Here is a 13128-nt window from a genome sequence, read left to right as displayed (position 1 = left end):
GGGAGCCAGCCGCGGCTGGGGTGGATACCGCATCCACGAAGGAACCGATATCTTCGCCGGCTACGGTGTTCCGGTGCGCAGCGCTACGTACGGCGTCATCGAAGTGATGGGCTGGAATCCGTACGGCGGCTGGCGCATCGGGATCCGCGATCTAAACAACGTGTATCATTATTACGCGCATTTGTCCGGATTTAACAAAAAAGAAGTGCAGCAGGGCAGCATCGTAAAACCTGGCCAAGTGGTCGGTTGGGTCGGCAGCTCCGGCTATGGGAAGCCCGGCACGTCCGGAAAGTTCCCTCCCCATCTGCATTACGGATTGTACCGGGACAACGGGATGACGGAATGGTCCTTCGATCCGTACCCCCACTTGCGCAAATGGGAACGGGAGGAGCGCATGCGGCGCAAGACGACCACACCGTGACGAAGCTGGTCCCTGCATGAGACGTTAAAATGATCCGGTGCGTAAACGCGGAAGCTGCCGCGAATCCCGTACCGGATTTATTTTGTTTTCGGCTCGACGGACGACTCTTTGCTTCTCGCCTCCGAAGCATCGGGTTTCGCTGCCGGAACGTTTACATTCGGGAGCGAGATCCCCGGGGGCAGCGGCCCCGATTGGCCGACCGGATTGCCCCGGCCGTCGAAATAATAGGTAGGCACATCCCCAACCACCAGCGAGTAGGATACGGGCAGCTCCGTTTCCACCACTTCGGGCGCGGAATCGAATGGAATAATGACCGTCATTTCGACCGTCACATGAACGTATACCTCCACCAAAATCATATTGATGCCGGCGCTCTGATAGCGCGTATTCAGCTCCACCTTGGCCGTGCCCGCAGGCACGAGCCGGATCGGAATATTCGGCCCGAACGAAGCGAGAAGCGGCGAATGCATCGCCTGACCGAGCGGGATATGCTCCGGAACGGAGCCTACGGCTTCGAGCTGCTTGGTTACAATATTGACCGTATCGGCGGTAATCCGGCTGTGCTCCGCATAATTCAACATGAAGCCCGTAATTTTGCCGCTGTTGTCGGTACGCCAGTCGATCAGTTTCTGGAAATTGGTGTTTTGCGCCATCCGGTCCGCGATCGCCGAGTTGATCGCTTCCGTCGCGATTTGCTTCACGCGCACCCGCGCCAAATGCACCAGCGGTTCCTTTAAATTTCGCTCGACGTACAAATAAGCCTGCATGCAGAGAAGCAGCAGAACGACCAGCACGATCAACAGCGTGCGCTTCAGCTTGCTTTTGCCCGAGGGACTGCTTCTCCATCTGCGCCTCAGCACCGCGGCTCCCCCTTCCCCGGCCTGTACGGCCCGTCTGTTACAGCCTATGCGGGCCGGCCGGGAAAAAGACGGAGCGGATGGAAACGAACTGAGCAGCGTTTAATCTGCCAAATAAAAGACCTGGCCGCCGGTCAGGCGAACTTGTTGAGAAAGTGGTCAATTGAGGTAATGGAGGTTACGATGGGGCGGGGTGATATGAGGTCTTGGAGTGACTTCATTCTACTAAAACATGATATCCAAGTAAATATATAGAAGATTAGCTTTTTAAAGATTCACTTAAAATTTTCTGAATTTTCGTTAAACTATTGCGAGCATAAAAAACCGCCTTTCGCAGGGAAAGGCGGCCGGAAAAAGAGCCTCGCGGCTTTACGGCTTGATGCGGAGCAGCCGCATGCCGTTGGCGATCACGATAAGCGAGCTGCCCGTGTCGGCGAGCACCGCCAACCAGAGCGTCGAAGCTCCGAAGAAGATGAGAGCGAGAAAGACCGCCTTCACAAGCAGGGAAAAGGCGATATTTTGCTTGATAATCCGCAGCGCACGGCGGCTTAGCTGCACCGTGTACGCCAGTTTGGACAGATCATCCGCCATCAGGGCAACATCGGCCGTTTCAAGCGCCGTGTCGGTACCGGCCGCCCCCATCGCAATGCCTACGGTTGCTGTTGCCAGTGCAGGCGCATCGTTGACGCCGTCCCCCACCATCGCGACATGCCGGTGCTCGTTCATCAGCTCGCGGACGGCGGTCACTTTATCCTGCGGCAGCAGCTCGGCGCGATAGGCGATCCCGCCCAGCTTGGAGGCGGTCGCCTCTGCCGTTCCCCGGTTGTCGCCGGTCAGCATCACCGCTTGACGAATGCCTGCGGCGCGAAGCTGCTCCAATGCCGTGCGGCTGTTCGGACGAAGCTCGTCGGAGGCTGCGAAGACGGCCCACGGCTCCATGGCAGTGCCCAGCACCATGACGGTGTTTCCCTGGCTTTCCAGGCGTTCCAGCTCTCCCTGTAGCGATTCCAGGGACATGCCCAGCTCTTGGACGAACCACCGGGGGCTCCCGATAAAGAATAAGCTGCCGCCGACCTGTGCTTTGGCCCCGCGTCCGGGCACGGCGGCAAAATCCGTGATATCCGCAAGCGGCACGCCCTCCCGCTTCGCTTTCCTGACGATAGCCTCGCCGACGGGATGCCCGGACCGCGCCTCGATCCCTCCTGCGATCGTCAGCACCTCTTCCGCGGTTCTTCCTCCCAGCGGAATGAATTCCGTCACCTCGGGTACACCGGCCGTTAACGTGCCGGTCTTGTCGAAGGCGACGGCTTCTACGGCGCCGAGCCGTTCCAAATAGGCGCCGCCTTTGATCAATACGCCGTGTCTCGCCGCATTGCCAATCGCCGATACGATGCTGACAGGCGTAGAAATGACCAAGGCGCATGGGCAAGACACGACGAGCATCATCAGCGCGCGGTAAAACCACGGCTCGAACGGCTGGCCGAGCGCCAGCGTGGGAATCACCGCAATGCCAAGCGCAATAAGGAGCACGGCAGGGGTGTAGTACTTGGCAAACGCGTCGATGAACCGCTGCGACGGCGCTTTCTGCGCCTGGGCATCCTCGACCATGCGGATGATGCGGGACAGCGTGTTGTCTTCCACGCGCCGGGTTACCTGGATTTCCAGCGCCCCTTCCCCGTTGATCGTGCCGGCGAACGCCTCGCTGCCCGTTTCCTTGAGCACCGGAACGGATTCACCCGTAATCGGAGCTTGATTCACAGACGAAGTCCCTTGGACGACCATCCCGTCCATGGCGATTTTTTCGCCGGGCTTCACGAGCAAAATATCCCCGACTTCGATCTGCCCCGTCGGCAGCTTCATCTCGCTGCCTTGCCTGCGGACCAGCGCCTCCTTCGGCGACAAATCCATCAATCCGCGGATCGACCTGCGGGTCCGGTCCATCGTGTAAGCTTCGAGCGTCTCGCCGAGCGAGAAAAGCACCACGACGGCGGCCCCTTCCTCCCACTGCCCGATGCACCCGGCGCCGATCGCGGCCACGGTCATGAGCAGATCCATGCCGATCGTCCCCGACTTGAGCCCGTAGATGCCGGTTCGGGCGATGCGGAAGCCGCCGATCACCATGGCTGCGGCGTACAGAAGCGTGACGACCGACTCTGGCGCGACTTTGGTTAAGGCAAGCAGCCAGGCAACCAAAAACACCGCTCCGGATACTGCCGTCGGCACCGCTTTTTTGTTGCGTTTCCAGAACGGCTGCTCGTCGTGGGTCCCGGGCAGCATGCCGTTGTCGGCAATGGCCGTGTAGCCCGCCTGCCTTACCGTCTGCATGACGGCTTCCCCGGCCGACCCGTCATGGATGACGGTCATTTTGGCGGCTCCGTAATTGACCGAAGCGATCTGGACGGTTGTCAGCGCCCCTACCCGCTTCTCCAGCTTCCGCGCGCAATCCGCGCAGTCCATTCCTTCGATGCGGTACACGCTGGATATCGCTCCGGCCGCCGCAGCTTCCGCAGCCGCCGCCGCCAGGGCGGCGTTGGCCGCATCCTCCGCCTCGTGGCTGCTTCCGCAGCCGCAGGCGCCGTGATCGTGGCTATGACTATGACCATGGCTTTCATGATCGTGATGATCCCCGCAGCCGCAGGCGTCATGGCTGTGGCCGTGATCGTTTCCGTGATTGTGGTTGTGATCATGACTGTGCTCAGGATCATGGCTGTGCCTGTGGTCATGACCATGCTCGTGATCGTGGCTATGGCCGTGGTCGTGTCCGCACCCGGCATCATGCGCATGCTTAAGCTCTTGGCCGTGCCGGGGATCGCCGTTTCCATGAACGTCAGGCTTGCTGCTGTGCGACGCTCCGGACCCGCAGCAGGATGGTTTGCCGGACATATCTCCATCTCCTCTATACAATACATGATTAATTGTTCATACGTTTATTACCATCTTATGTCATCCGTTGCAGATCTGTCAACCGTCATACGCCCTTCTTTTGAAGCAGCGATAAAAAGGAATATAAAAAAGCAGGAGGATCTCCCCCTGCTTTAGTATGCTCGCTTACCGCTAGCCGTGCTTGACGTGCTGCAGCATCTGCACGAAAATTTGCTCGATGTGCTCGTCGTCGAGCGAGTAGAACACCGTCTTCCCTACTTTGCGCCGCTTCACGATGCGTAAATTGCGCAAATAGCGAAGCTGATGCGAAATCGCCGACTGCCCCATTTCCAGAACCAATGTCAGGTCGTGCACGCAAAGCTCTTTTTGCAGCAGCGTATATATGATCTTCACCCGCGTCGGGTCGCCAAGCGCTTTGAATACGTCCGCCAGTCCGGCCGCCGTCGCTTCCGGGATCAGACTCTCCTTCAAATCTTCAATCTGAGAGGTGCCTTCACAGGTCTCATCGCATTGATCTTGCAGCACTTTTTCCAAGACACAACACCGCCTTCATCCTAATCAAGCTTATCCGTTGCTCCCATTATAACAGAAAACCGAATGGGTTGCCGGATCTCCTACAAGCTTACTTGTAAAAATTATAATTTAGCATCTGCAATTTGCAATCACCCTTGACTCCTTATGTATAACTGTTATATATATAGCATAACAGTTATAACTACAAATTTGGGGGAACACGATATGAGCAAACGATGGAATCGCAGCATGCAGCAATTAGCCGTTGGTTCGCTGCTTGCGGCGGCGATCGTCCAACCGGTAAACGCCCTGGCCGAAAAAGCGCCGGTCGGGCAGACGAGCGTCCAAGCCGCCGATGCAGCTAAGGAAGCCGATGCCGGCTCTTCAAACGCACTTGCACGGATGGTCCCGCTGCGCGCCGTCGCCGAAGCCATCGGCGCGGGGGTCGAATGGGACGCGGAGAACAGGCAGGTTACCGTCACCCGCGGCATAAACGAGCTCTCCGTAAAAATCGGCGAACGGAACGCAAAAGTCAATGGAATCGCAATGATCCCCTTGCCGGAGGAAGCCGCCATCGTTAATGATACGACGCTGATTCGGCTGGAGACGATCCGGAAAGTCTTTGGAGTCTCCATCGATTGGGACGCCGTAAACGGGCTGACCATCGATCCTTCCGATGTGACCGCAGCGGGGAGCCACTTTGTTTACCTGCTGCAAAACGGCCAATTTCAAGCGGCAAGCCGGATGCTGAGCGACAAGCTGCGGGCAGGACTACCGGAAGCGAAGCTTGCGGGATACTGGACCGGCAATACCGGCATGCTGGGAGCGCCGAAACGGCTCATATCGCTCAAGCGGGAAATCACGGCGGTTCATAACAACGCCCTGCTCGGCTATATGACGGAAAAATCGACGCCGCTGGGCATCGCCGTCCGGTTCGACGCGAGCGGCAAAATCGATGACATTTTCCTGCCGCTTCCTCCAGCAGGTGATTACAGCAAGCCGGATTACGACAAGCCGGAGCTTTATTCGGAGGAGGAAGTGACGGTCGGCGAAGGCGAAGCGCCGCTCCCCGGCACGCTGACGCTGCCGAAGGGCGAAGGGCCGTTCCCTGCCGTCGTGCTCGTACACGGCTCCGGGCCGAACGATCGCGACGAGACGTTCGGCAGCTACAAGACGTTCCGCGATCTGGCCGTCGGTCTGGCCGCCAAAAACATCGCCGTGCTGCGCTACGAGAAGCGGACGCGGGTACACACGCTCAAGAGCGCGCTCCATCCGGCTTTTACCGTCAAGGAAGAAACGGTCGACGATGCGGTCGCTGCGGTTCGCATGCTGCAAAACGACCGCCGCATCGATACAAAGCGCATCTTCGTCCTCGGTCACAGCCAGGGCGGGATGCTGGTCCCGTCCATCATCGAATCCGACACGCAGAAAAGCATTGCCGGAGCGATTGTTATGGCCGGCCCTTCCCGGCCGTTAGAGGACATTGTTCTGGAGCAAAATAAACAAGCGCTCGCATGGGCGAAGGAAGCGGGACAGCCGACCGAAGGGCTGGAACATCAGGTGAAAGCGATGGAGCACCAAGTCTCTCTTTTGAAGGACCAGCAATATTCCGCGGCGAACGTTCCGAAAGATTTTGTTCTGGGCGATCCGGTCTGGTGGTTCGACTTCCGGAACTATCGGGGTGGCGAAATCGCCAAGCGTCAATCTACGCCGCTTCTCGTTTTGCAGGGCGATAACGATTTTCAAGTGACGGCAAGCAACCTGGACGGCTGGAAGTCCGCCCTGTCTGCGCGCCAAGACGTCGTTTACAAGCTTTATCCGAAGCTGAACCACGGGTTCGTCGAGTTCGATCAGCCTTCCACCGGCAAGGAATACGCCCTTCCCGGCAACGTGCCGTCCTACGTGATTGACGATATCGCCGGGTGGTTGAAAGGCAAACACTAATTTTGAGGTGGAACTGCGGGGTTCACCCCGGCAGCCCAAAGTACGAGGAGATTCCATGATTATTAAATTGGATTTACAGTCGGAGACTCCAATTTATGCCCAGTTGATGAATCAGATTCTCGAAGGCATCGCGAGCGGCGCCTTGAAGCCCGGCGAGGCGCTTCCATCCGTGCGCAGTCTGGCTTCAGATATCGGCATCAATCTGCATACCGTGAATAAAGCCTACACGCTCCTGAAGCAGGAAGGCTTCATTCAAATTCACCGCCAAAAAGGGGTTGTCGTCCAGCCGGACGGCATGCCCCAGGTAACCGAGGCGTATAAACATAAATTGCGCGAGCAGTTGGCGCCGATCGCAGCCGAAGCCATATGCCGCGGCATGCGCGAGGAGGAGCTGCTCGGGTTTATCCAAGGCATTTTCAGCGATATCAAAGGGAACTAAGGAGGAGGCTACATGCATATTGGAATCGCGTTACTGGTCGCGGCCATTTTTGTGCCGGTCATTGTGATGCTGGCCGGTTTACCGTATTTTACAAGAACGACGAATCATTTCGGCGTATCGATCGATTCGCGGCATTATCACGATCCTGAGCTGCAATCGATGCGCCGCCGCTATGCCTGGTGGAACGGGGCGATCGGAGCCGTGCTCCTCATCGTCTTGATTTTCGTCATCCAGCGGACGAACGAGACACAGCAGGGGCTGTTCATCATCGGCTTTGCCTTGGCGCTTATGGCGGCGTCGACGATCGGCTATCTCATCTATTACAACAAAATGAAGCAGTGGAAGGCGGCGCGTCCTGCGGAGAACGCCAGCGCCCGGTTCATTGCCGTCGACACCTCGTTTCGGAACCGGAAAACGACGTATTCCGACTGGTGGTATCTGGTTCATCTGGCCTTCGTCGCTCTGTGCGCCGTCGTTGCTTTGTGGAATTACGACAAGCTTCCGGACACTCTCGTGTCGCGGTACGATATGCAGGGCAACCCGACAGCCACCCAGCCGAAAACGTACTGGAACGTCTTTTTCCCGAACGTGATGCAGTTGGTCCTGATCTTCATATTCGCGTCCATCAATACGGTGATCCGCAAAAGCAAACAGCAGATCGACGCGAACGCGCCCGAGCAATCGCGCGAGCAGAACATCCGGTTCCGCCGGATCTGGTCCCTCGTGTTGATGGTCATGGGCTTCTTGATGCTCGTGCTGTTCTCGTTCATCCAGTTTTTCTTATTATTCCCCTTTGACGGCTCGGTACTCGTCACCGTGGCGATCACGATTCCCGCTCTGATGCTGATCTTGGTTCTCGTGGTCTCGTTCATTACCGGGCAAGGCGGGAGCCGGCTCGGCGGATCGACCGGAACGAACGAGAAGCCGGTGCCCGGGGCAGCCGACGACGACAAGTATTGGAAGCTGGGATCGATCTACTATAATCCGGACGATCCTTCGCTGTTTATCGAGAAACGGGTCGGTATCGGCTGGACGATCAACGTAGCCCGGCCGATGGCGTGGGTCGTTATGCTGGCGCCGCTTGTGCTGGTCGGAGCGATCCTTGTCATTGCGGCCATCAAAGGCTGAACCCGGACTGCGGATTTCGGAATGCCGTTCGGACGGTAAATCGGACTTCGAGTTAGACAGTGCGCGGCAGCAATCCGTCCTCTGTAGGCGGGCTTGCTGCCGTTCGTGTTTCATAGACCCTGTGCGTACGCGGCTTGACAATTGGAGAGACTCCACTATAATTTTGAGTAAACACTCAAATTTCGAGCTGAAAGGACGAATGATGGCGATGGCGAGAGGCGAAAAAAACGATCCCGAGCTGAAAAAACAAAAAATCGTTGCGGCGGCCCTCCGCCTTTTTTCCGGGAAAGGCTACCATGCGACGACGACCAAGGAAATCGCGGAGGAAAGCGGCGTAACGGAAGGCTTAATCTTCTACTACTTCGGCGGCAAGCGCAAGCTGCTTATGCATATTGTCCACAGTTTCTCCTTCGCGCTGCTGGCGCAGGACGGCGCGGACCGGTGGAAGCGGCTGCCGCTGGACGAAGCGCTGGTACAGTACGGATGCCGGTACCTGCAATTTTTGAAGGAGAACCGGGAGTACCTGCTGCTGATCTGGTCCCCGGAAATGATGCGGGATGAGGCCGTTTCTCAGGAAGTGCTCCGGCTCATCGGAAGCATCGGCGCTTCCGGCAGCAGCATCTTGAAGCAGTCGGCACCCGTTGGGCAAATAAGCGAGCAGACCTATCACGTTGCCGCAACGATGCTTAACGCGTCGATCCTGCTTTATTTTGTGCTGCATGCCCGCTTCGGCAGCGAGATGGCCGTGCTGGGCGATGAAGAAGCTTATATTCGCCAACTGGTCGGCCTGCTGCTCCACGGCCTTTACAAGGGTGATGCGTAATGCGTTCCGTTGATAGGCCAAATTTTTTTTAAGCAATTTTTGAGTGTTTACTCAATTTTAACTCCATAAGAAGCAAACTAAGGAGGAACCGCACATGCTCGCTTTGCTGAACGACTGGATTTCCCTGCATCTATTGATCTGGCTTCTGCCGGTCGCCTTCTTCCTTCATGACGGCGAGGAAATCGTCGTCGTGGAACGCTGGATACGGCCGCGCAAGCACACCCTGTCCCCGTTGATGCAGCGGGCGCTGAACTGGGACAAAAGCATTACCGTTCAGTTCGCGACAGCTGTCGTGCTGATCGGATCGCTCGTTTGCCTAGGAGCGGGCATTGCCGCAGCGGCAGTGGAGAACGGCGGGAAGCTCGGCCCCGTCTTCATCGGCATGGTCGCGGTCATGCTGCTGGACGGTATTAAGCATGTAGGCTTATCACTAGGGAAGCGGAGCTATACCGTCGGGGCCGTAACGGCGGCGCTGGTGGAAATCCCGTACGCCTCGTACGCCCTTTACCGCTTTTATCAGGCGGACTTAGTAGAGCCAGCCGCCCTATGGCTCGGCATCGCCATCGTCCTCCCGCTCGTGTTTTTTCTCATCGGTATCGGGTTCACACTCGGCCGGTGGATCGCGCCCTTTCGCAGGCCTGCAGCGGGGTCGGGCCGCCGTATCTAAGGGGAAGGTCCCGCTGCAGGTCCGCGGAACGCTCTATTGGCGCGGCCGCTCCAAAGCGATCCTACGGCACCTCCAGCACCTTCAGGCAAGCTCATGCGCATATTTTCAGGAAGCAAGTCAAATAATGGATATGTCATGAAGAGCTTTCACTGCTGGGAGGCAAAAGTGAAATGAAAGATAACCATTCAAACGGAACTTCGGTTGAGGGTGTCGGAGGATCGCTCGACGAGCGGCGTTCGCCGGGCGAAACCGATACGACGCTGACGGATCGGCAGGGCCATCCCATTACGGATAACCAGAACATCCGGACCGTGGGCAATCGGGGGCCGTCCACTCTCGAAAATTACCATTTTATCGAGAAAATCTCGCATTTCGACCGGGAACGCATTCCCGAGAGGGTCGTACATGCCCGCGGAGCAGGGGCTCACGGCTACTTCGAGGCCTACGGCAAAGTCGGAGACGAGCCGGTCGCGCAGTATACGCGCGCGAAGCTGTTTCAGGAAGCCGGCAAACGGACGCCGGTCTTCGTCCGCTTCTCCACCGTTGTTCACGGCGGACATTCGCCGGAAACGCTTCGCGATCCCCGCGGGTTCGCGACCAAGTTTTATACGGAGGACGGGAACTGGGATTTGGTCGGGAACAATCTGAAAATCTTTTTCATTCGCGATCCTCTCAAGTTTCCCGACATGGTCCATTCGTTCCGTCCGGACCCTGTAACCCATCTGAACGATCCGGAGCGTATGTTCGATTTTCTCGCGGGCACGCCGGAAGCGACGCATATGGTGACCTTCGTGTTCTCTCCTTGGGGAATTCCGGCGAATTACAGACAGATGCAGGGGTCCGGCGTCAATACGTACAAGTGGGTCAACGCCAAAGGCGAGGCGGTCTTGGTTAAATACCACTGGGAACCGCTGAAACAGGGTATCAAAAATTTGACCCAGCGCGAAGCCGAGGAGATTCAAGGTAAAAATTACAGCCATGCGACCCAGGACCTGTACGAGGCGATCGAGCGCGGCGATTTCCCGGAATGGGAGCTTTGCGTTCAAATTTTAAGCGACGACGAGCATCCCGAGCTCGACTTCGATCCGCTGGACCCGACCAAGCTGTGGGATCAGGAGCGCTTTCCCTTTTTGCCGGTTGGAAAAATGGTGCTGAACCGAAATCCCGAGAACTATTTCGCTGAGGTCGAACAGGCGGCCTTCGGGACGGGCGTTCTGGTAGACGGCCTGGATTTCTCCGACGACAAGCTGCTGCAAGGACGGACGTTCTCTTACTCGGATACGCAGCGCCACCGGGTCGGCACCAACTACCTTCAGCTTCCGATCAATGCGCCCAAGAAGCACGTCGCCACCAATCAGCGCGACGGGCAAATGACTTACTACGTGGATCGCGCAGAGGGGCAAAGTCCGCATGTCAACTATGAGCCCTCGCTGCTGGACGGACTGACCGAAGCGAAGCCGCAGGGCAAAGACCACGAACCCGCTTATCAGGCGAAGCTCGTACGGCACAAGATCGACCGGACGAACGATTTCCAACAGGCGGGAGAAACGTACCGGAAATTCGAGGGTTGGGAACGCGACGAATTGATCGGCAATCTGGTCGCTGCACTTCAAGTATGCCGGCCTCCGATCCGTCAGCGGATGATCGACTATTTTACGCAAGCCGATCCCGAGTATGGGCGGCGCGTTGCGGAAGGGTTGGCCCAGGCGGATGCCGGTTCGCCGCATCTCGGCTCCGTTTCCGCGCAACAAGGCGCAGACTTGGCGGAGCAGATGGGGCAGAGAACGGACGGCTACTGACCGGCCGCCCCCGGCTTCTTCTGGCAGTACAGCCCGTCATGGTCCGTCCATTCCGCGTATAGCACATCCTGCGGCCGTCCGATTCCTGCGGCTTGAAGCTCGCCGAGCAGCCACGCCTCGTCCCGGCCGAGAGCTGCGAGCTTTTGCCGCAGGATGCGCCCGTTCTCGATCAGCACGACCGGCAGGGAAACCGGAGCGTCGGGCAGGCGCAAATCCTTCCGCGTCACGCTGTCCGCATCTGCTCGTTTCATCACGCTGATGCTCCCGTTCGTCTCGAATACGGCGAACGCGACTTCCCGTACGGAAAATACGTTTTGTTCCCGGAGCATCGTGAGCAATTGATCAAAATCGAGGTTGTTGCGCTTCATCGCTTGCCAATCGATTCGGCCGTTGTCAATAATGAGGTCGGCCGTCCCGTTCAGCGGCTTGGACAGCCATGGGACGAACTGCACGAGCTTCTCCAGCGCGAACGACAACACGGCCCATAGCGCGAGCGCATAAAGGAGCTGCTCCAGCCCGACCTCGCGGTCATACAGCGTATTGCCCACAATTTCGCTAAGCATTAACGAGGAGACGAAATCGAATGCGGTGAGCTGGGAAATTTCCTGTTTGCCGAGCAGTCTCGTAATGACCCACAGCCCCGCAAGTCCGGCCGTCAGCTTGATGGTAATATAGGCGTAATCCGCCATAAAAAGCCCTCCTTCGGAAAAGGAAGATGTGTCCTTCCTTACCCGGGGAGGGCATCGTTTGAACCCGCAAAATTACCCGTTAAGCCACTTGAAGAACCAATGCAAGAAGACTAGCGATCCAATAATCGCCAGGTAACGAAGCTCTCGGGGCATGCGGATCCACAGCTTCAGCAAACGCATGCTGTACCTCTGCTCCGGTCTTTTGCTCATCCCATCGAACCATCCCCTTTAATCCAGCTTCGAACAAATCAACTCGCCCGTTCGGGCATCGATCCAACGGATTTCGCGGCCCTTCTCCTTATGCACCAGACGGTACTTCAAAACGTAGCGGCGCCTTTTGCCGCTGCCCGAGTAATCCGTCTCCCACCCCAGCTTCAGGTCGAGAGCTTCCGCATAAATCCGGCGCGCTTCCGGCTCGTCCACGAGCGGCGTAACCTCGACGGCCTGCAATTGGGCCGGATCGACGGATAGGCCCATCACGTGTCCAATCTGTCCCGACGTCTTGTTGACAGACAACCGGATATGCTCCAACTCCAGCCAGACGCCCTGCTTCCCGATGCAAAAATCGAAATGCTCCCTGTCGGAATCGGAGGACGCTTCCACCTGCTGCCTCAGCTGCAAAAACGGCGCCAGTCCCGGCTGCATACGGGCCAAAAATCCGAGTGCGATGTCCAGGCACTCGTCCCGTGACAGCCTCAGCTCCCCTGGAATCTCCTCTTCAAAACGAATAAACGACACCAGCCTCCCGCCAACCGGATCGATCTTCGCTTTCAGCGTCTCCTCCGACCGCTGCCGGAAAAAGGCGTCCAGCGAACGATCCTCTGACACAGCCGGCTGCCAATCGCGCCGCCGCCAGACGATACCGGTCATATGGTCGTCCATTTCCACCTCCCTCAACAACTCGTACCGTTCCGGATCGATTCCGAGCAGCTCCTGAACGTCCTGCGCCGTCCGGACGGCCGGAG

General features: G+C 57.7%; 13 protein-coding genes. 7 read left to right on the top strand and 6 right to left on the bottom strand.

Features of this window, described 5'->3' with window-relative positions:
- On the top strand, window positions 1-421 hold a 421-nt coding region (locus tag QJ48_RS03195), incomplete at its 5' end, for a M23 family metallopeptidase (protein WP_157261490.1).
- 77 nt (window positions 422-498) lie between these two features.
- Here QJ48_RS03195 and yunB read toward each other — a convergent pair.
- From yunB to QJ48_RS03175, 3 genes are all read right to left on the bottom strand, one after another.
- Complete coding sequence (yunB, locus tag QJ48_RS03190; protein ID WP_054972210.1) at window positions 499-1281, bottom strand: sporulation protein YunB; 783 nt, start codon at window positions 1279-1281, stop codon at window positions 499-501.
- A gap of 366 nt (window positions 1282-1647) precedes the next feature.
- Complete coding sequence (locus tag QJ48_RS03185) at window positions 1648-4161, bottom strand: cation-translocating P-type ATPase (RefSeq protein ID WP_272948107.1); 2514 nt, start codon at window positions 4159-4161, stop codon at window positions 1648-1650.
- 171 nt (window positions 4162-4332) lie between these two features.
- Window positions 4333-4695, bottom strand: coding sequence for a metalloregulator ArsR/SmtB family transcription factor (locus tag QJ48_RS03175; protein WP_054972207.1), 363 nt, complete (start codon window positions 4693-4695; stop codon window positions 4333-4335).
- Between the two features lie 204 nt (window positions 4696-4899).
- Here QJ48_RS03175 and QJ48_RS03170 point away from each other — a divergent pair, with 204 nt between their 5' ends.
- The 6 genes from QJ48_RS03170 (at window position 4900) to QJ48_RS03145 (ending at window position 11474) form a co-directional block, all read left to right on the top strand.
- Window positions 4900-6618 (top strand): alpha/beta fold hydrolase, encoded by a 1719-nt coding sequence (locus QJ48_RS03170; protein WP_054972206.1) that lies wholly within the window; start codon window positions 4900-4902, stop codon window positions 6616-6618.
- A 55-nt stretch (window positions 6619-6673) separates the two neighbouring features.
- Window positions 6674-7057, top strand: a complete 384-nt coding sequence (locus QJ48_RS03165; RefSeq protein WP_054972205.1) for a GntR family transcriptional regulator — start codon at window positions 6674-6676, stop codon at window positions 7055-7057.
- A 12-nt stretch (window positions 7058-7069) separates the two neighbouring features.
- Entirely contained in the window at window positions 7070-8185 is a 1116-nt protein-coding gene (locus QJ48_RS03160) for a DUF1648 domain-containing protein (protein ID WP_054972204.1), read from the top strand.
- 208 nt (window positions 8186-8393) lie between these two features.
- Entirely contained in the window at window positions 8394-9008 is a 615-nt protein-coding gene (locus QJ48_RS03155; protein ID WP_054972211.1) for a TetR/AcrR family transcriptional regulator, read from the top strand.
- A gap of 94 nt (window positions 9009-9102) precedes the next feature.
- Window positions 9103-9675 (top strand): HXXEE domain-containing protein, encoded by a 573-nt coding sequence (locus QJ48_RS03150; RefSeq protein WP_054972203.1) that lies wholly within the window; start codon window positions 9103-9105, stop codon window positions 9673-9675.
- Between the two features lie 170 nt (window positions 9676-9845).
- Entirely contained in the window at window positions 9846-11474 is a 1629-nt protein-coding gene (locus QJ48_RS03145; RefSeq protein WP_054972202.1) for a catalase, read from the top strand.
- Here QJ48_RS03145 and QJ48_RS03140 read toward each other — a convergent pair.
- The 3 genes from QJ48_RS03140 to QJ48_RS37310 form a co-directional block, all read right to left on the bottom strand.
- Entirely contained in the window at window positions 11468-12163 is a 696-nt protein-coding gene (locus QJ48_RS03140; protein WP_054972201.1) for a DUF421 domain-containing protein, read from the bottom strand. The two genes, QJ48_RS03145 and QJ48_RS03140, sit on opposite strands and share 7 nt — an antisense overlap.
- A gap of 72 nt (window positions 12164-12235) precedes the next feature.
- A complete protein-coding gene (locus tag QJ48_RS36580; RefSeq protein ID WP_157261489.1) occupies window positions 12236-12373 on the bottom strand; it encodes a hypothetical protein in 138 nt (45 codons plus the stop codon).
- Window positions 12374-12391: 18 nt separating this feature from the next.
- The coding region (locus QJ48_RS37310; protein WP_337589613.1) for a YcdB/YcdC domain-containing protein at window positions 12392-13128 on the bottom strand (737 nt) is incomplete at its 5' end.

The sequence above is a fragment of the Paenibacillus sp. A3 genome (assembly GCF_001399685.1).
Taxonomy (GTDB): Bacteria; Bacillota; Bacilli; order Paenibacillales; family NBRC-103111; genus Paenibacillus_G.
This window is presented reverse-complemented; position numbering and strand designations above follow the sequence as displayed.

Excerpts from the sequence above, each read along its gene's own strand:
- QJ48_RS03185 (WP_272948107.1), bottom strand. The coding sequence starts at position 4,161 with ATGTCCGGCAAACCATCCTGCTGCGGGTCCGGAGCGTCGCACAGCAGC.
- QJ48_RS03170 (WP_054972206.1), top strand. The coding sequence starts at position 4,900 with ATGAGCAAACGATGGAATCGCAGCATGCAGCAATTAGCCGTTGGTTCG.
- QJ48_RS03165 (WP_054972205.1), top strand. The coding sequence starts at position 6,674 with ATGATTATTAAATTGGATTTACAGTCGGAGACTCCAATTTATGCCCAG.
- QJ48_RS03160 (WP_054972204.1), top strand. The coding sequence starts at position 7,070 with ATGCATATTGGAATCGCGTTACTGGTCGCGGCCATTTTTGTGCCGGTC.
- QJ48_RS03155 (WP_054972211.1), top strand. The coding sequence starts at position 8,394 with ATGGCGAGAGGCGAAAAAAACGATCCCGAGCTGAAAAAACAAAAAATC.
- QJ48_RS03150 (WP_054972203.1), top strand. The coding sequence starts at position 9,103 with ATGCTCGCTTTGCTGAACGACTGGATTTCCCTGCATCTATTGATCTGG.
- QJ48_RS03145 (WP_054972202.1), top strand. The coding sequence starts at position 9,846 with ATGAAAGATAACCATTCAAACGGAACTTCGGTTGAGGGTGTCGGAGGA.
- QJ48_RS03140 (WP_054972201.1), bottom strand. The coding sequence starts at position 12,163 with ATGGCGGATTACGCCTATATTACCATCAAGCTGACGGCCGGACTTGCG.
- QJ48_RS36580 (WP_157261489.1), bottom strand. The coding sequence starts at position 12,373 with ATGAGCAAAAGACCGGAGCAGAGGTACAGCATGCGTTTGCTGAAGCTG.